Annotated in this window: 12 protein-coding genes and 5 pseudogenes; 9 read left to right on the top strand and 8 right to left on the bottom strand. The window is 60.4% G+C overall.

Features of this window, described 5'->3' with window-relative positions:
- Window positions 1-696: 696 nt before the first annotated feature.
- On the bottom strand, window positions 697-1,053 hold the full coding sequence (locus AAFG50_RS37225; protein WP_014498051.1) for a hypothetical protein: 357 nt from the start codon (window positions 1,051-1,053) through the stop codon (window positions 697-699).
- A gap of 376 nt (window positions 1,054-1,429) precedes the next feature.
- Between AAFG50_RS37225 and AAFG50_RS37220 the strand changes: the two genes are divergently transcribed.
- Window positions 1,430-1,840, top strand: a complete 411-nt coding sequence (locus AAFG50_RS37220; protein WP_011084450.1) for a tyrosine-type recombinase/integrase — start codon at window positions 1,430-1,432, stop codon at window positions 1,838-1,840.
- Window positions 1,841-1,857: 17 nt separating this feature from the next.
- Here the strand turns inward: AAFG50_RS37220 and AAFG50_RS37215 are convergent, their stop codons facing one another.
- On the bottom strand, window positions 1,858-2,175 hold the full coding sequence (locus AAFG50_RS37215; RefSeq protein ID WP_011084451.1) for a hypothetical protein: 318 nt from the start codon (window positions 2,173-2,175) through the stop codon (window positions 1,858-1,860).
- 453 nt (window positions 2,176-2,628) lie between these two features.
- Here AAFG50_RS37215 and AAFG50_RS37210 point away from each other — a divergent pair, with 453 nt between their 5' ends.
- The 3 genes and pseudogenes from AAFG50_RS37210 (at window position 2,629) to AAFG50_RS37200 (ending at window position 4,090) form a co-directional block, all read left to right on the top strand.
- Entirely contained in the window at window positions 2,629-2,928 is a 300-nt protein-coding gene (locus AAFG50_RS37210; protein WP_231166595.1) for a type II toxin-antitoxin system RelE/ParE family toxin, read from the top strand.
- 51 nt (window positions 2,929-2,979) lie between these two features.
- A pseudogene (locus AAFG50_RS37205) lies at window positions 2,980-3,285 on the top strand (HigA family addiction module antitoxin).
- Between the two features lie 589 nt (window positions 3,286-3,874).
- Entirely contained in the window at window positions 3,875-4,090 is a 216-nt protein-coding gene (locus AAFG50_RS37200) for a hypothetical protein (RefSeq protein ID WP_018647863.1), read from the top strand.
- Window positions 4,091-5,044: 954 nt separating this feature from the next.
- Here AAFG50_RS37200 and AAFG50_RS37195 read toward each other — a convergent pair.
- Window positions 5,045-5,239 (bottom strand): annotated as a pseudogene (locus tag AAFG50_RS37195) (transposase); the annotation flags it as partial.
- Window positions 5,240-5,747: 508 nt separating this feature from the next.
- Between AAFG50_RS37195 and AAFG50_RS37190 the strand changes: the two are divergent.
- Together AAFG50_RS37190 and AAFG50_RS37185 are read left to right on the top strand one after the other, a co-directional pair.
- Complete coding sequence (locus AAFG50_RS37190; protein ID WP_026312792.1) at window positions 5,748-6,236, top strand: hypothetical protein; 489 nt, start codon at window positions 5,748-5,750, stop codon at window positions 6,234-6,236.
- Between the two features lie 88 nt (window positions 6,237-6,324).
- A pseudogene (locus tag AAFG50_RS37185) lies at window positions 6,325-6,946 on the top strand (IS66 family transposase); the annotation flags it as partial.
- Window positions 6,947-6,976: 30 nt separating this feature from the next.
- On the opposite strand, the gene istB reads toward AAFG50_RS37185, so the two are convergent.
- From istB to AAFG50_RS37170, 3 genes and pseudogenes are all read right to left on the bottom strand, one after another.
- A complete protein-coding gene (gene istB, locus AAFG50_RS37180; protein WP_038952402.1) occupies window positions 6,977-7,681 on the bottom strand; it encodes an IS21-like element ISFK1 family helper ATPase IstB in 705 nt (234 codons plus the stop codon).
- An 8-nt stretch (window positions 7,682-7,689) separates the two neighbouring features.
- A pseudogene (gene istA / locus AAFG50_RS37175) lies at window positions 7,690-9,066 on the bottom strand (IS21-like element ISFK1 family transposase); the annotation flags it as partial.
- Between the two features lie 128 nt (window positions 9,067-9,194).
- Complete coding sequence (locus AAFG50_RS37170; RefSeq protein WP_231166594.1) at window positions 9,195-9,983, bottom strand: hypothetical protein; 789 nt, start codon at window positions 9,981-9,983, stop codon at window positions 9,195-9,197.
- Between the two features lie 322 nt (window positions 9,984-10,305).
- Here AAFG50_RS37170 and AAFG50_RS37165 point away from each other — a divergent pair, with 322 nt between their 5' ends.
- Window positions 10,306-11,028, top strand: a complete 723-nt coding sequence (locus tag AAFG50_RS37165) for an EAL domain-containing protein (RefSeq protein ID WP_231166593.1) — start codon at window positions 10,306-10,308, stop codon at window positions 11,026-11,028.
- A gap of 336 nt (window positions 11,029-11,364) precedes the next feature.
- Here the strand turns inward: AAFG50_RS37165 and AAFG50_RS37160 are convergent, their stop codons facing one another.
- Entirely contained in the window at window positions 11,365-11,556 is a 192-nt protein-coding gene (locus tag AAFG50_RS37160) for a hypothetical protein (RefSeq protein ID WP_014498042.1), read from the bottom strand.
- 411 nt (window positions 11,557-11,967) lie between these two features.
- Here AAFG50_RS37160 and AAFG50_RS37155 point away from each other — a divergent pair.
- Both AAFG50_RS37155 and ltrA read left to right on the top strand, forming a co-directional pair.
- Window positions 11,968-12,746: pseudogene (locus AAFG50_RS37155) on the top strand (IS5-like element ISBj2 family transposase).
- A 540-nt stretch (window positions 12,747-13,286) separates the two neighbouring features.
- Complete coding sequence (ltrA, locus tag AAFG50_RS37150) at window positions 13,287-14,609, top strand: group II intron reverse transcriptase/maturase (RefSeq protein ID WP_342714084.1); 1,323 nt, start codon at window positions 13,287-13,289, stop codon at window positions 14,607-14,609.
- A gap of 98 nt (window positions 14,610-14,707) precedes the next feature.
- Here ltrA and AAFG50_RS37145 read toward each other — a convergent pair whose 3' ends face one another.
- Window positions 14,708-16,057, bottom strand: coding sequence for an IS701-like element ISBj6 family transposase (locus tag AAFG50_RS37145; protein ID WP_038951335.1), 1,350 nt, complete (start codon window positions 16,055-16,057; stop codon window positions 14,708-14,710).
- Between the last annotated feature and the right edge of the window lie 227 nt (window positions 16,058-16,284).

Here is a 16,284-nt window from a genome sequence, read left to right as displayed (position 1 = left end):
GCAAACCGGCGGGGCGGACCAGGCGCTAGAAGCGACGAGCCCGCCCCTAACATTACCGCATCTGGAGACTCGGTGATGCTGCCCAGGACCGAGCAAGGGTCGTGCCGAATCGAGAATCGGAGATTCTGCAGGCGCTTCGTGGCGGGCTACAGGGTCAAGGTGTTCGCTTTGGTCTGAAAACTGATGGCCGACGGGGGCACTGTCCGTCCCAGTTGGTCCCGCCGAACTTCGGACTGCAGGCTCACGCTCGCGCCGCCAAATTGCCCCGACAACGTGCTGCCCATCACGGCCCAGCGCATTCTCTTGCACGCCCGGCCTGTACGCGATGGCGGCATTCATCCGACCTGCTAAGCACACAGAAATTTCGCTGGCGTATTGAACAGCAGGCAAGCGGGCCTTTTAATCGATCGTCTCCCTTCGGACGCGCACCCGTTCTCCAACACGCTGTGCGCGATTGAGGCTCGAAAACTACGCAATCACGAGCTCGACCATCTCCATCTCAGAATCACTGAGCCTCACGAGGAGGAGCATTCGCATGGGTAGTCGAGCAAGTAGCGAAGCTGGACTGGGGTGATTGTCAGGCTTGCCAAAGGTGCGTTCACCTCGGAGGTAATAGAGCGCCATCGACCCTATTTCACGCTTGGCGAATTGCTCAGCTAGCCGCAGATGACGGCCCGCTCTAAATGATCTTATCTCTCAGCCTTTGCTGAACGATTTCGACCAGAACTGCTCCGCGAAATCCAGATGGCACTTCATCACGTCCGAGGGAGTTTTGGAATTGGCAAGATTCTTCAGAAGATTGACCTGAGCGTGCAGAGAGGAAGCAGCCAGCTTTGACCCGTCCTTCAACGCCGCAGCGAACAGGTCTGTTGTCTCTTCGAGGGATTTTTTCCATTCCGGAGACGCAAATGAATGGCTTGATGCAGCCCTCGCTGATTCTCCAACATCGTGCGTGGTGCCTCCCGCTTCAGAGGCTGAAGCCTGGGCGGCCCGTTCGGGCTCTGGATGGGTCTTCCGTTCGCGTTTCTCGTATTCGGGACCTCTCGCGGTCATTCAACGTCTCTCCGTCTAAACAGGATCGCAGCTCGCTGCGTGGTCTAGATCCGACCAAGAGCTTCGGAAAGTACCACAACCGGCAACATGTCGAACCTATCTCATTTGGTAGCACTTGCTCATCGGGATTGCTTAAGCGGATATCCGCACCATTTGCGGGGTATGCGAACGACCGCGAGATTTGACTGAGAATTTCCTGCACGGCATGAAGAAAGTTGGTGGCAAGGAAGTCGAGAAGGACCGCGTTCTAACACTCGACGAACTGAAGCCTTCTTTGCGATCCTCAACGATGAGGAAGCGGGCATCACGGATGGAACGCGCTTGGCGCTGAAAGTCCGTATTGCTGACAGCCCAGCGCCGGGGCGAAGTCGCGAGCATGATGCGTTCCGAGCTTCACGGCCTACACGGGGAAAAGCCCCACTGGATCATTCCCGCTGTACGGACGAAGAACAAGAAGGCGGAGCACACAGTCCCGCTCTTCCCGACTGCCGTCAAGTTGATCGAGGCGGCCTTGGAGATCGGCAAGCCAGAGAAGGGAGAGGACCAAGGCAACAGACCCGTCGTTGCCAGTCGCTTCGAAAGCGTTGGGGTGCTTGCGAGCCACTGTATGAGCCAGGCTGTGCGGCGCTTGTTGGAAGACAATGAGCTGGTAGCCTTTACGCCCCATGACCTCAGGCGTACAGCCGCGACCATCGTTCATGCGTCTATGCGCGATGGCATATGTTCGAAGAGAAGCGAGAAGCGATTCCAGCGGATTGAAAAGCATTTAATCACAATCACCGGTTAGCAAACTTCTGCGACACTTCAGCTCCCCTCTCGTCTGTATCGAGCCAGTGCTGTCCGCTCCTCTGCGCTAATGCCCATGAATGTTACGCCGTTGTACCCGCCGTTTGAAAGGGCAGATCGCACGTCATCCGTCGAAGCGCCGATATCGTAAGCGATGTTAGCGAACATATATTGCTGGGTGTCGCTCTCATTGTTCGCGATCTGGGTATTAAGGTGATTGGCGGCGCGATGCGCAACCGCGTTATAAACCCGCTTTTTTTGCGCTGCAACTTTCGGTTCACGCCACTGTAGTATCTGAGTTTTGGTTTGACGGGGAACCGAATCATGATCAGGCACCAAACACGCCAGCGCCCACGAGACGCCCTCTAGAAGAGCGCGTATGCGTGCAGCGATCTTGCCTGCCTCCTTCGGCCCAGGTTGAGTTTCACGCTATCGAGTATGCCCAACACTGCCTGAGCCTCCTCGGCATCAAACGTCGCGACTTGGCGATCTGCCGGGCTCAAAGACTGATCGGCGGCCCGGGCCTGATTGGCTGCAAGCACCTCAAGCGCTTGCGACCGCAGGGCTGTGATCTGCCGAAGATTTCGAGTGTTGATTGTCACCGCCCATTCGGACCCACAGTAGATAGCTGCACGTGACTCGGCGCTTTGACGTGAACCGAGGAAGCGCTGTCCCTACCACTCACCGCTAACTTCACCATGGTCAGCCCAAGCAGCGGAAGAAGCTAACCGGGATGCATATTCGGCGAACGCCCCTATCACAACTACCAGGATTGGTCGTAGCCAGCGCTTGGCGATCAGTTGTGATCTTAGGCAGTATGGCCGCGCCACTAGCGGCGAACCGGCTGCGTCGACAAGAGAATGCACAAGCGCATCGCGCTCTCATCCTGATTGTCGCGCTATAGGAGTTCGTCTCGATACGCTCAACGAAGCCGTCAACAGTTCCGAACTGAAGCTGACAGGCAACGATTTCCACAAGCTGGCCGGAAAGTCCGTGCGCTACACGATTCACATCAATGGCCGGTGGTGCATCACATTCGAGTTTGAAGGAGGCGATGCATTCAAGGTTGACTTTGAACAGTACCACTGAACGCAGAATACCGAATAAGCCATGAGGGCTCCGACATGCTGGAGAGCATCAATGGCAGAGCAGAAGGCTAAGCGCGATCCTAACCGCTGCCCGTCTCATCCGGGCGCCGTCCTTGATGAAATTCTACAGTACATCAGGAAGTCTAAGACCGAGATTGCAGAAGCGCTGGGATTCCAGGCAGCATCTGCACGACATCCTCGCGGAGAAGAAGCCGGTCAGTCCGAACGTGGCCGCCCGGATTGGAAAGCCGGTCGGCAACGGCCCGGCCATCTAGCTTCGTTTGCAGGCAGCCCCCGATGCGTGGCACGCCGACGCGAAGTTGATGTCAGCGAGATCAAGATGCTGGAACCGGCTTAGGGCGACGAGTCCGGGTGCGGGGTCGCCCAAACGGTGTCGCAAGCGATGGTAGCCAGCCCGTCCTCGAAGACAGGGGCTGGCCACCTTTACGCCCGAGAGGTTCAAATTCCCCAAGGTGCTACCATTGTATGGTGGAGAAGAACTGGAGAGCACCTACCAGTACCGGTGGGGTGCCGCGCCCCGCGTGCATGTCATATTGAAGCGCTCGGCCCGCAACTGTTCGAGCTGGCTCCGCTCATAGGAGTAACCGCCGTGCCTAGGACCGATGTGGGGGCGGCAATCCAAGCATTCACGGACTACGCCCGTAGGCCAAGCCATACCCCGGCAGAAGACACCTACGGGCCACAGCGAACTGAAGAGCAGCTGGCCGCTCGGCGATTCCGGGTTGAAGTTATCTGCTCAAAAATGGACGCGGTGGCGGAGTGCCCTCTTTCGACCTTAGCCGAATTCGAGGCGCTCAGACGCGAGATGGGAAAAGATTTTCCCCCAACGCCACCCGCTTTACTCAACCATGTAGTGGACGCATTTTTACGTTGTGGGTCCTACCCGCGCGGCCGGATGACCGACCCTTAATCGTGGACGGAGCCAAATGATGCTTGGCACGTTCTCGCTGCACAAGATCGACCACGCTATACGCGACCTAGAACAAAAAGTCGCCCACGGCGCGGAAATCAGCCGCGAGGAGCTTGCGAGCGGACTGCGGATTACGAAGCATCTTCGAGATGAACTCGAAGTGGCGCTCAAGGTGATCGATGGCTTAAAGGATCATACCGGTCCCGGGTCGACAGGCCGCACAAGGTGGTAGCCGCGATCTAAACAGCGGGAACGTTAGCGGCCACGTGGCTCGGCGCCCGCTTGGAGAAAAAGCGCTCTCCCTACCACGCGCCAGCCTCAAACAGCGGAAGAAGCTGACGGTGGGATACATTCATCGCAAAAAGCCGTGGCACAACTACCAGAACCGGGGTTGCAGCCTCGCGGGGCTCGGGGATCAGCCTCAGATCGCAGGCAGTGCGGGTGAGACTCGGCGCCGTTCGGTTGCGCCGGAGCGGACGCTGTCCCTGCCCCGCCCGCACTGCCGATAGTTAGCGGTCACGTGACTCGGCGCTCAAGTAACCCCCACGCATACACAGGGGAAGCGCTGTCCCTGCCACGCGCCGCTAACCCCCACACGGCCAGCCTCAAAGCAGCGGAAGAAGCTGACCGGGAGGTCATCGCTCGCAGAACGAGCGTAACTTACAGAACCGGGAATGGCCCGTGATTTAGAAGCAGTGGGCGCGACACGGTGCCGACCGACCAGGGGGGCTGAGTTGAAGCACCTGCCGCATCCGCACTGCTGGTGAGTTTAGCGGAAGGTGACACTCCACCCCACTGCTCTGGAAACCCCAGCAATGTCCGTGCCACCCCCGCTAAACCCAACAACCAATTATTGGGACTAGCTTACTGAAAGCTGACGAGACTGCGCGCCCATTCACAAAACGAAAAGCGGCCCACGGGGCCGCTTGCCGTGGAGACAATAAAGACGTTCAGGCCGCAGACGAAAGGCGTTCGGCTCGCTTACGATCAGCGGCAGCCGCACCACGACGACGGCCCGGATCGGCAGTTCTGTGCGTCAAGTTCAGCAAAATCGATTATGGGATCCGGCCGAGCCATCCCCTCGGAGCCGCCGTCGCTCGCTTGCGCAAAAGCGTAGCCCTGGCGAGCGACGGCGGCGGAGAGGGGGGCGTGCACCCCCTTGGTGGGCCTGAGCATCGTCAGGCCGCCGGCGTAGCGCCTCCTTGTGCTCCTTCGGCAGATCCATGTTTAGATGGCGATGGTCCTCGAGCCAGGCCTCATGGCGCTCGACGGTCAGCGCCCGTACCAGCCTTAAACAGCTCTCGGCATTGGGGAGGATTCGCACGACATAGGTTCGCCGCCTGATCTCCTCGTTGAGGCGATCGAGCAAATTGGTGAGATGTCTCGGTGCCAACGTTCCCGCTGCGGTGTTCTACATCGTGGAGTATGGTGCGACCATCGGGACAGCGGCACCGGGAGCACGAAGTGCGGGCAGGCCGATGTTATTCCAGAGCCGAGAGCTCGAGTTAGTAGCTGGCGGCCGCCTCCGTGATGGGCTCGAGTATCCCGAGGTCACGCGGGTCGAACTCGATCGAGCGGCGCCCCCTCCACCGGCGTATCGGCGCGGCCCGCGCCCATCTGCGCCATGTGCATCGCGATTCTCCGCGCGCGCTCACCTGCTGCGGACCTCACCATCGAGATCGAGCTCGGAGGGGGATGGCATCCGCTGCGAGACTCATGCCCAGGGCACGGCCGTCGAGAGGTGTCCGGGGCTGGAGAACATCTGCATTCTGCAGCGCGTCGTCGGTCATAAGGTCACCTGCAGGCGGTACGATCGCGCGAACGATGTTCTTGTCGATATCGCCCCTCCAGCCTGGAGGTCGGGAGTAATGAGATGGGGAAGTAATGACATGGATTGGCGCCGCGACCTCATGCTGTGGCACCCGCGTCTGTTCCTCACGACGGCCGAGGAGCCTAGTCGCTCGTTCGGCTACCCGCACTGCGAGCGAGGGTGGCAGGATATCCTGGTCCGGCTCTGTCGCAGGATCGAAGTCGCGCTCCGCGACGGCGAGACCTTCGAATTCGTCCGCATCAAGCAGAAGATGGGCATCCTGCTCGTCGACTGGGACACCGAAGCCTCGAAGTCCACCGAGTCCGCGATCGGCCATGCAGTTGACCTGGCCGTCGCCCGCTCCGCCTGCACCTGCGAGATTTGCGGCGCGGAAGGCCGGCTGCATGCCAACAAAGGGTGGCTCGAAACCCGCTGCGCAGAGCACGCGGCCGGCGATCCAGTGCCGCCCCACTTGGGGCAGGGCTTCGACAACGTCCGCCGGCTGCGCCGCCGGCGAGGCCAGGCCAGCGTTTACTACGCGCTTACGACCGCGACGCCGACACTTTGACCGAGGTGCCGCCGCCCTCGCCGCAGCAGGAGCGCTAAGATGGCCAGATTTCGCTGTAGCGCCTAGGACCAGCAAGGCGAGTTCACCTAGCCGCGCCGGCGAATGCGCCGTCCGGCATCTCAATGGCTATCGCGGCATCCTCCAAGTGGATGGCTACGCCGCCTATAACAAGCTCGCGCGATCCGATCGCGGCGATGATGGCATCACGTTGGCCGGCTGCTGGTCACACAGCCGGCGCAAGTTCTATGAGCTGCATGTTGCAGGGAGCTCGGAAGTGGCAACGGCGACGCTCGAGCGGATGGCGAAGCTCTGGCAGGTCGAGAAGACCGTGCGCGGTCAAAGCCCCGACGCCCGCGTTGCCGCGCGCCAGCAAGCCTCCGCGGCTGTCGTCGCAGATCTCTTCGATCTCTGGCAGCAGACCTTGCGGCGGATCTCCGGCAAATCAAACTGCCGAGGCGATCCGCTATGCTGTCTCGCGCCGTGCCATCTTCGAACGCTTCCTGCTCGACGGCCGCATCGAGCTCGACTCCAACATCGTCGAGCGCGCCATCAGACCGCAGACAATTACAAGAAAGAATAGCCTGTTCGCGGGCAGCGACGGCGGCGGACGAACCTGGGCGACCATCGCAACACTGCTGCAGACTGCGGATTTCACGGATCGTGAGCATCGATTTCGCGCGATCGTGAGCACTGAATTCAGACGATCGTGAGCAGCCCGCTACGGCCGATGGGAGATAGAGTCAGTGTTCTGGTTGGCCGTCAAGGGTGATGGTTTTGGCGCTGCGTTTTCGCATGCTTTCTCCGGTGAGCTGGAGGCGGTGGGCGTTGTGGACGAGGCGATCGAGAATGGCGTCGGCGACCGTGGGGTCCCCAATGGCTCCATGCCAGGTGTCCACGGGGAGCTGACTTGTGACGATGGTGGATGCGCGGCCATGTCGGTCCTCGAGGATTTCGAGCAGATCGCGGCGTTCCGCGGCGGTGAGCACCGATAGTCCCCAATCATCCAAAATCAGAAGCTGAGCGCGGCCGAGGCTTTTGAGGAGCCGGGCGTAGCGTCCGTCTCCGCGCGCGAGCGCCTCGAACAGCCTTGGAACGCGATGATAGAGGACTGATCGGTTGTCGCGGCAGGCCTTGTGGCCGAGCGCGCAGGCTAACCAACTTTTGCCCAGGCCGGTTGCCCCGGTGACGAGCAAATTCTCGTGGCGATCGATCCAGCGACCTTCGACGAGTTTGGCGAAAACGGCGCGGTCGATGCCCCGCGGGGTGCGCAGATCGACGTCCTCGACGCAAGCAGTCTGGCGCAGTGCGGCGATCTTGAGGCGCGTGGTGAGCCGCCTGGTGTCGCGTTCGGCGGCTTCGCGGTCGACCAACAGGCCGATGCGATCTTCGAACGGCAGGGCTTCGAGATCGGGCGATCGGCGCTGCTCCTCGAAGGCCTTGGCCATTCCGGTCAGTCGGCGCCGTAGCTTTTGACGAGCGCCAGAATGCCAAGGCAGGTTCGAAAGCCTTGTTCTGGATGGGGCCGGGCGTCGATCACGGCCTGGAAAAACGCTGCTGTCGAAGGACCGATCCGCTCGCCGGCGGCGATCACCGCGGCGGGGGTCTATTCGCCGTAGCGGCGATGGGCGCTGGGCATGTGGTCGGCGATGGTGGTGTGTCCGCGTCGGTTGGGCGCGCGGGCATGGCTGGCGATCCGCTGGCCCTTGTGGAAGATCTCGACCGTCCGATCGTCGATACGGGCATCGACCAGCTCGCCAATCAGACGATACGGCGCGGAGTACCAATGGCCGTCGACCTCGACATGATAATCGGGAGCGAGGCGGCAGCGCTTCCAGCGTGCGAAGGCATAAGGCTGATCTGGCAGCGGGGTTAGCTTGGGTTTGTCGAGTTCGGCAAACAGTTCGGCGCGGCTTGAGCCGAAGCCACGCATTTGACGAGCATTGAGTTCGTCGACGAGTGTCTTGATGGCGGCGTTGAGCTCGGCCCGGGAAAAGAAGCGCTGATTGCGCAGCCGGGCCAGAATCCAGCGCTGGGCGATTTGCACCGCGACCTCGACCTTCGCCTTGTCTTTTGGGCGCCGCGGCCGTGCGGCGAGAATGGCCGTGCCGTAATGGCTCGCCATCTCGGCATAAGTGCGATTGAGGCCGGGATCGTAGCGGTCGGGGTTGCTGACGGCGGCTTTGAGGTTGTCGCAGACCACGAACGTCGCCGTTCCGCTCAAAAACGTGAACAAGTTGACGTGGGCCCGGATCCAGTCGGCCAAGCTCTCGCTGGGGCAGGCCTCGGCGTAGGTGTAGTTCGAAGCGCCCATCGCCGCGACGAACAGCTTCATCGGCTGCACTTCCCCGGTCAGGGGATCGACGATGTCGATGGTGTCGCCGGCGAAATCCACGAACACCTTCTCGCCGCCCAGATGAATCTGCCGCATCGAAGGTCGGACCCGCCCCTTCCAGGCCTCGTAGGTAGTGCAGAACCACGTGTACCCGAAACCGTCGGGATTAACGGCGCGATACTCCTCCCAGAGCAGGCGACGGGTTACGTTGCGCCGGCGGAGCTCTTTATCGATGTAGCTCCAGTCGGGCACCGGCCGCTGCGGGCTCTGAGACGCTGGTCGTGGGGCCGGGAAAAGCAAAAGCTCCAGGTCTTCATCGGTCATTCCCTCCGGAAGCGGCCAGCTCAACCCAGCAGAGCGGGCGCGGCTCAGGTAGCTGTGCACAACGCCGTTGCTGACGCCCACGCTCCGCGCGATGGCCCGCTCTGGCAGGCCTTGAAAATGTTTTAACCGAAGGACTTCCTTGATCCGGCGCATCGACAATCTCTGGGTAGGCATTGGACTTCCTCGTTAACCACGAGGTCATCCCTAAGCCGGTTGAGTTGTCGGCCGAAGCGCTGCAAGGCTCCGAAAGCCTTGCTCACGATCCTGCGAAATCGTTGCTCACGATCCCCTGAAATCCGCGCTCACGATCCCGCGAAACGCGCATGAAACTGACGAGAACCGCTTTGCTGGGCGATTTCCCGCCTGTTGCGTTGCGTAGCTTCGGCATTCACAACGAATTCGCCATTGGAAAGCATTGCGGGAATGCTGTCCGAGACGCTTGTCCCAGCGCCGGAGACGAAGCCGCCGGTGCTAAAGCTAGGTATCGACATAGAGCTGATCGCGGCGACCTTGGCCATACCGGCAGCGAGCACGCCCGCAGCCAACGCATCATTGAATGGCGGCACGGCCGATGCCAACGCCTTCGTGAAGGCGGTGTAAGTGTTGATCCTTGCCTCGACAATGCCGAACGCTTTAGCCGCCGTCGCCATAGCCATGCTGTGCTTGCCGAATTCCTGCGAGAGTTGTGCAAATTCGCCCGCCATGGAGGCGCCGGCGGTGTTCCACGTCGATTGGGCGTTCTCCGCTAGCCTTTGTTGCGCATCCAGGAATTGCTGCGCACTGATCGTATTGGCGTTGAATTGCGCTTGGATCTTAGGCTCCTGTAGGTAACTCTCAGAGGGAGTCAAGTTCGCTTGGATCGTCTGGAGCCCGGCCAGCGTCATGGCGTATTCCGAAGTCTTCTGCTTCAGCAGGTCGAGCTGCACCTGCTGCGCGGCGGTGATCGCGGTGTTGTTCGCCCGCGCGATCGACTCCGTTTGCAATTGCAGCTTCATCGCCTCCATTGCGCCGGGAAGCAGTCCATAGGTTGCCACCTCGGCCTTCATTCCCTCCGGCGACTTGCTTTGCGATGCAATGAACTGATCGACCACGTTTTTTCCGCCCATCACCGAAAAGTTGAAATCCTTCTGAGTCTTCGATGCCTTGTCCGTCGATGCAGCCGCGGCTTCCTGGGGACCGCGCTCACCGCAGTATCGACCGCGATGAAGGCGCTCGTCACCAGTGGGGTGATTGTTTCACGGCCGCCTTCGAGAAGGTGAAGGGCGGCATCGCTGGGATTGAGGAGACGGCAAGGCGCCGTGTTCAAAGTCGCTCGCCAAATACATCTCAACCGTCTCCGGTTGCGAGCCCTTCCACAAATTGTCGACGATTCTTGCGTCATTGATGCCGCTCGAGCCCGCACCGAGCCCGGCAGTGGATGTGCCCGAAGCGCTGAAAGCCAGCTCGCTCGAGCTGTGGTATCAGCAGAAACTTCATCTCCGGACATTGGTTCCGAGCGGCGCCGAGGCGCTGATCCGGATGCGCCATCCCGCATGGGGCGTCGTGCCGCCTGCCTACTTCATCCCCGACGAAAGCGATCCGCATTTTCATGCGCTGTCCGAGTTCGTGATCGCGCGCGCGATCGAGGACTGGCGCTATCTGCTCGGGCAGATCGGACCGGTCGATCTCTCGATCAACCTGCCGATCTCGTTTCTGGCCGACGATGCTGCGGTGCGCGAGCTTTGCTACCGGATTCCGGATCATGCGGCGTTCGCCGGCCTGCTGATCGAGATCGACAGCGCCGAGGTGATCGACAATCTCGACCTGGCGATCGATGTCGCCCGGCGCGTTCGCCTGCACAATATCCGCATCTCGATCGACAATGTCGGCGCGAAGTGGCCATCCTTGCTGGGATTGCCGGATCAGCGCCTCAAGCAGACGGTGTGCCGGCGTATCGTCGAGCTCGCACACGACTCCGGCGCGCAGGTTATTGCGCAGGGGGGCGAGACGCGCGCGGACTTTCTTGCCGCACATGAGATGGATTTCGATCAGGTCCAGGGTTACCTGTTCGGCAAGCCGATGGGCGTCAAGAAGTTCGCCCGCTCGCGCACGCACTTCTCGGAGAAAGAGCCGATCGTCCTGACGCATGGCGCCTAGTCAGGCGCGAGTGTCGCCATCGATCGCGCGCAGCGCTTCGCCGCGGGCGATCAGGCGCTTTGTGTGAATCGGCGGATGGAATGACCCTGCCCAGATTAATGATGTCAACGGCTTAACGTGCCGATCGGCGCCGGGCCCCGCGCCAACTCACATGCTGACGGCGGTCGTCTTCCCCTCGGCTTTGCTATGCACTTCAAACTCGAGAGATCGATTCGTTCAGGATAATGTCCTGAATAACGAGATAAGCCGTACGGCAGTTGCCGCACGGCTCTTCCGGAGTTCGTCATTCACTGCGCGGATCCGGTAGCGACGCGCTGAGCCGCCGTCTTGGCAGACTTATTGGACGCGCTCGTCGGCGACCTTCTTCTCAGAAGAGAGCTCGGTCGTAATTCTGCGCATTGCCACGGCCTGGGCCTGAACTTTTTGGCTAACACGCTCGAACTCAGCCATCTGGTTCTGGAAACCGGCATCCTGGGTCTGCTGGGTAGCAGGAGCGGCGCCGTTACCGCCAACACTATTAACCGCCATGTCTATTCACCTTTCTTTATGATAGTCGTTAGTTGTGGCCTGCTACGTCGGGCGGGCCGACGATACGAGGGGCAGGAATAGAAAGAAAGACGGTGCTCGCCCCCCAGACTTCTCAGGCTCAGTTCGGCGCTCTTGCCGAGACCAACGGTCTTGGGCTGTACGTTGTCCGTTTTGCCGGCGTTCTTGTTTTCGGCGGCCATCGCTTTCTCCTATGCTCGTCTTGTTACGTCTCAATAGACGTGCTCGCCTAGAGTTCAGCAGCCTCACGCTAGGCGCGCTACCTTTCGAGAAGCTGACGAGTCTCGGTCGGGGTGATTAGGTCGATCCTTTGCAGCAGCCCATCACCTGCCGGCAGCTGCAACCTCACCTAGGGTCTGTACCTAAATAGCGCCACGTGATTCTCTTGCCTACGTGTTGATTCGGGGGCGAGAGAATGCGCGCTGGTTTGTTTTGGCTGAACGACAGGCAATGGGCGCGTATCGAACCGCATCTGCCGAGGGGACTGACGGGGCCGGATCGGGACGACGACCGACGCATCGTCAGCGGCATCATTCACATGCTGCAATCGGGTGCACGATGGCGTGATTGTCCACGTGAATACGGCCCTTACACGACGATCTACAATCGCTTCAATCGCTGGGCCAAGCGAGGACGATGGTGCGCAATCTTCGAAGCGCTGGCCAAGCCTGGCGAAGACGGCGTCGTACTGTCGCTCGACTCGACCTCGATTAAAGCTCACCGGTGTGCCTCCGGCGGAAAAGGGGGGAGCACAATCAAGCAATCGGCCGCTCGCGCGGAGGCCGCACGACAAAAATCCATGCGCTGAGCGATCCGCTCTGCCGGCCGGTCGTCCTGCATCTGACTCCAGGCCAGGATGCCGATATCGCTGCGGCTCCCGATGTCCTGGCGCTCGCGCCACCCATGAGCGTGCTCCTCGCCAAGGGTATGATGGCGACAAGCTTCGCGGCGCAATCATTCGTCGTGGCGCCAAGCCCGTAATCCCCAATAAATCTAACCGTGTCGTCATCCATCGCTTCAACAAACGCGCCTACAAAGGACGAAATGTCATCGAACGCTGCTTTTGCAGGCTCAAGGACTTCCGGCGCATCGCCACGCGATATGACAAGCTCGCCCGTAATTTTTTGGCCGCTGTTCATCTCGCCGCTCTCGTCGCATATTGGCTCAATTGAGTCTGGACCCTAGCACTACTTTGGGTGCGCCGGGAGACCGGCAAGGAGGAGATGGTGAAAGTCCATTGCGATGAAGGTGTAGCGAACCACATCGGCCCCGAGCCGTGCGCAGGCGTCCGCGAGGGTGTCGGCGAAGCGTCGGTAGGGGAGCATGCAGGCCAGCCATTGAGCCGCGAAACAGTGTTATCTCGGGAGCCGACGCTGTCCAAAGAGCGGAAGGCAACATGGATGAGTGCGCAATTGCGAGCACCCGTCCAACCCGGCGTGGTCGTAGACCCTGGCATGCATGGAAGCTCCTTGTACGGGAACCGGGATATCTCCGGGTCGGCCATCTTCCTCCTCGGAGGAGGTGGTCCGCAGCGGGAAGGCGAGGAGCCGTAGCCGCTGATGCATGACACGGAGAAGTCTGACTCTGGCATAGTAGCTGAGAAGCCGACGAACAAAGCTGGATTACTGGCGGCGGAGTGGGCGGAGCCAAGGCCGGGGACCAAGGGAAACGCGGAACAGCAGCGCATGCACCGGACACAGGGCCGGGCTCGCATGACCCAGTCGCTGGACCGCGTACGGACAGCCGCAAGGCTGAGGAAGAAGGACCGGTTCACCGCGCTCTTTCACCACATCAATGTCGATACACTGCGGGCGGCGTTCTTTGCGCTCAGGCGTAGGGCTGCTCCCGGAGTGGATGGCATGACGTGGCAGGACTACGAGGAAGATCTCGAGCCCCGGCTCGCCGATCTGCACAAACGGGTCCAACGAGGAACGTACCGCCCGCAACCGTCTCGCCGGACGTACATACCAAAAGCAGACGGCAAGCAGCGTCCGTTAGCGATCGCGGCTCTCGAAGACAAAATCGTCCAGGGGGCCACCGTCATCGTGCTCAACGCCATCTACGAAGGAGACTTCTGTGGCTTTTCCTACGGGTTTCGGCCCGGCAGAGGACCACATGATGCGTTGGACGCGCTCTGCACAGCGATCGAGACGCGGCAGGTGAACTGGATCATTGACGCCGACATCCAAAATTTCTTTGGCGCAGTCAGTCAACCTTGGCTGGTTCGCTTCTTGGAACATAGGATCGGCGACAAGCGCATCATCCGCCTCATTCAGAAATGGCTGAAGGCGGGTATTCTCGAAGACGGCGTCGTAACCGCTGATGACAGGGGAACGGGTCAAGGTTCGGTGATTTCACCGCTCCTTGGCAACATCTACCTGCACTACGCTCTCGACCTGTGGGCCAAACGCTGGCGACAGCGCGAGGTCTCCGGCGGCATGATCATCGTGCGTTACGCGGACGATGTAGTAGTCGGCTTTGAGCGCGAGGATGACGCACGTCGTTTCCTTGACGCGATGCGCGCGAGACTGGAGGAGTTCGAGCTGACGCTCCATCCGGCCAAGACCCGCCTGATTGAGTTTGGTCGCCATGCGGCGGCTCAACGCAAGCAGCGCGGACTCGGAAAGCCGGAAACCTTTGCGTTCATGGGGTTCACGTTTATCTGCGGCAAATCACGCCGAGGGCGCTTCCAGCTTCAACGGAAGACCCGTGGCGACCGCATGCGAACCAAACTCCGCGAAATCAAGGAGGAGCTGAGGCGCCGAATGCACTGGCCGATCCCTGCACAGGGGAGATGGCTGAGGCAGGTCTTGACCGGCCACTTTGCGTACTTTGCTGTTCCGACGAATGGCCGAGCGCTCAATGCGTTTCGGTTCTACCTGACCGATCTCTGGAGGCGTACGCTTCGGCGGCGCAGTCAGCGGACCTGTCTGACCTGGGATCGCATAACGCAGATCACCGACGACTGGCTTCCCAAGGCTCGCATCCTTCATCCATGGCCGAAGCTGCGCTTCGCCGTCAAACACCCGAGGTAGGAGCCCGGTGCCTTAATTGGGCTCGCCGGGATCTGCGCGGGGGGCGCCCAGTGATGGGTGTCCCTACCGCGAACAGATTGTGTTTTGGCCGCTGTTTTTCAAGGATTTGCTTTCGGCAATATGGGCATTGCTGAGGCGGCGGCCGAAGGATGAGATCGACGATGGCATGGCGTACGGCGGGCATGGTTGGTTGAGGCGGAGGCCCGTTGATTCTTTTTTTTCCGCCCCGCGTATGCGAGGCGACGATGTTGCAGGAAGGCGTAGGCAATCATTGTCATAAGGGCGTGGCGATGAAGACCTTGCCATGATCGCCCTTCGAAGTGATCAAGTCCAAGCTCCTCCTTCAACTGTTGATGCGCCTGCTCACAAATCCACCGTGCCTTGATGGTGGCGGCCAGCGTGCGCAGATCCGTCGTCGCCGGAAGATTGGCGAGATAGTATTTGCTCTCCCCGGAGGCACGTTGCTCGCCAATGAGCCAGACTTCGTCGCCTGGGAGATGCTGCTGACCTTTATCCCATATCCGCTGCGGAGGGCCGTCGGCGGTGCGGACACGGAGGGCAGCAAATCGGGCTTTGAGCCGACCTTTCGTCCCGCTACGCCAACTCACGGTTTTCCATTTGGCGCTGGCCAGCATTTGTTCTGCCGCAATCGATAAGATATCGGGCACGTGGTGCTTTCGTGGTTTGCCACGGACTTTGGTGATCGGCCAAATGAGCTTCACATCGACGGGATACACTTTCTGGTGCCGAGGGATACCGACCGCCCAGGCCAGCCCGCGCTCTGTTAGCCCTTGTCGAAACGGTGCGCTGAGGCCGTATCCTGCATCCGCCAGCACACATCCAAAGCGCATGTTGGCTGCCATCGCGCGGTCAATCTCGGCCAAAGCGATCTCCGGCTTGGACCGTGGCGTTCGGTGTTCGATTGGCACGCGAGCGCGCTTCAAACGGGGCATGTCGCTTGTCCAGCTGTCAGGCAGAAAGAGACGTAACGCGACCATCACTGGCACTTCGCCGCGCGCAAGCGTTAAAGACACCAGCGTTTGGCAATTTGCAGTTTTACCGAGAGCCGATGCGTATTGCGCCGCAACACCGACCGATCGCTCACCCTTCTTCGGCAGTGAGGTGTCATCAATAACCAGCACCGCATCCCTGCCGCCGACGAGTCGGTCCGCCTGGTTGAGCAGCTCTGTCTCCAGCGGCGTCGCGTCCCAGACACCGTCGGCAATGAAATGGTGCAACTGGTCGTAGTTGCTCGTGACAAGGCGTTCCGCCATCGGCTGAACGCTCTTGCGATCGCCAGGACCGATCAATCCCGCAACATACAGAGGACACATCCGCTGCCGGGTCTTATGACCCAGCCGGTCCAAGAACGGCATCAGCCAGCGTTCGAGTTCGTCTTCCCATCCCGGCATGGTCAGCCCTCCAAGAGCCGACCACCCATGAATCATTGAAAAATTGATTCGGGAATCCTATAAAACGCGGCAAAATCAACAATCTGCCAAAGTAGTGCTAGTGAGGCTAGCAGCGAAATTCTGACCTACGTGCGCGGTCAGGCGCGCACTTGGATCGATCGGCCAACAGGTTGGCTGTGGCGTTTGTCGATCAGCGCTGAGTCATCCAATCTGAAGTCTTTGGAGACTCATGGCGTGGGGCGGTAGCCTGGTTAGGGCCGCGC

The organism is Bradyrhizobium sp. B039, from assembly GCF_038965675.1.
In the GTDB taxonomy this organism is placed as follows: Bacteria; Pseudomonadota; Alphaproteobacteria; order Rhizobiales; family Xanthobacteraceae; genus Bradyrhizobium; species Bradyrhizobium diazoefficiens.
The sequence above is the reverse complement of the archived record's forward strand: the minus strand, read 5'-3'. Positions and strand labels throughout refer to the sequence as shown.

Bases quoted from the DNA above. Each gene is read 5' to 3' on its own strand.
- istB (WP_038952402.1), bottom strand. From the start codon at position 7,681: ATGGCCAAGGCCTTCGAGGAGCAGCGCCGATCGCCCGATCTCGAAGCC.
- AAFG50_RS37160 (WP_014498042.1), bottom strand. From the start codon at position 11,556: ATGGCGGTTAATAGTGTTGGCGGTAACGGCGCCGCTCCTGCTACCCAG.
- AAFG50_RS37145 (WP_038951335.1), bottom strand. From the start codon at position 16,057: ATGATTCATGGGTGGTCGGCTCTTGGAGGGCTGACCATGCCGGGATGG.
- AAFG50_RS37190 (WP_026312792.1), top strand. From the start codon at position 5,748: ATGGATTGGCGCCGCGACCTCATGCTGTGGCACCCGCGTCTGTTCCTC.
- ltrA (WP_342714084.1), top strand. From the start codon at position 13,287: ATGACCCAGTCGCTGGACCGCGTACGGACAGCCGCAAGGCTGAGGAAG.
- AAFG50_RS37225 (WP_014498051.1), bottom strand. From the start codon at position 1,053: ATGACCGCGAGAGGTCCCGAATACGAGAAACGCGAACGGAAGACCCAT.
- AAFG50_RS37220 (WP_011084450.1), top strand. From the start codon at position 1,430: ATGATGCGTTCCGAGCTTCACGGCCTACACGGGGAAAAGCCCCACTGG.
- AAFG50_RS37200 (WP_018647863.1), top strand. From the start codon at position 3,875: ATGATGCTTGGCACGTTCTCGCTGCACAAGATCGACCACGCTATACGC.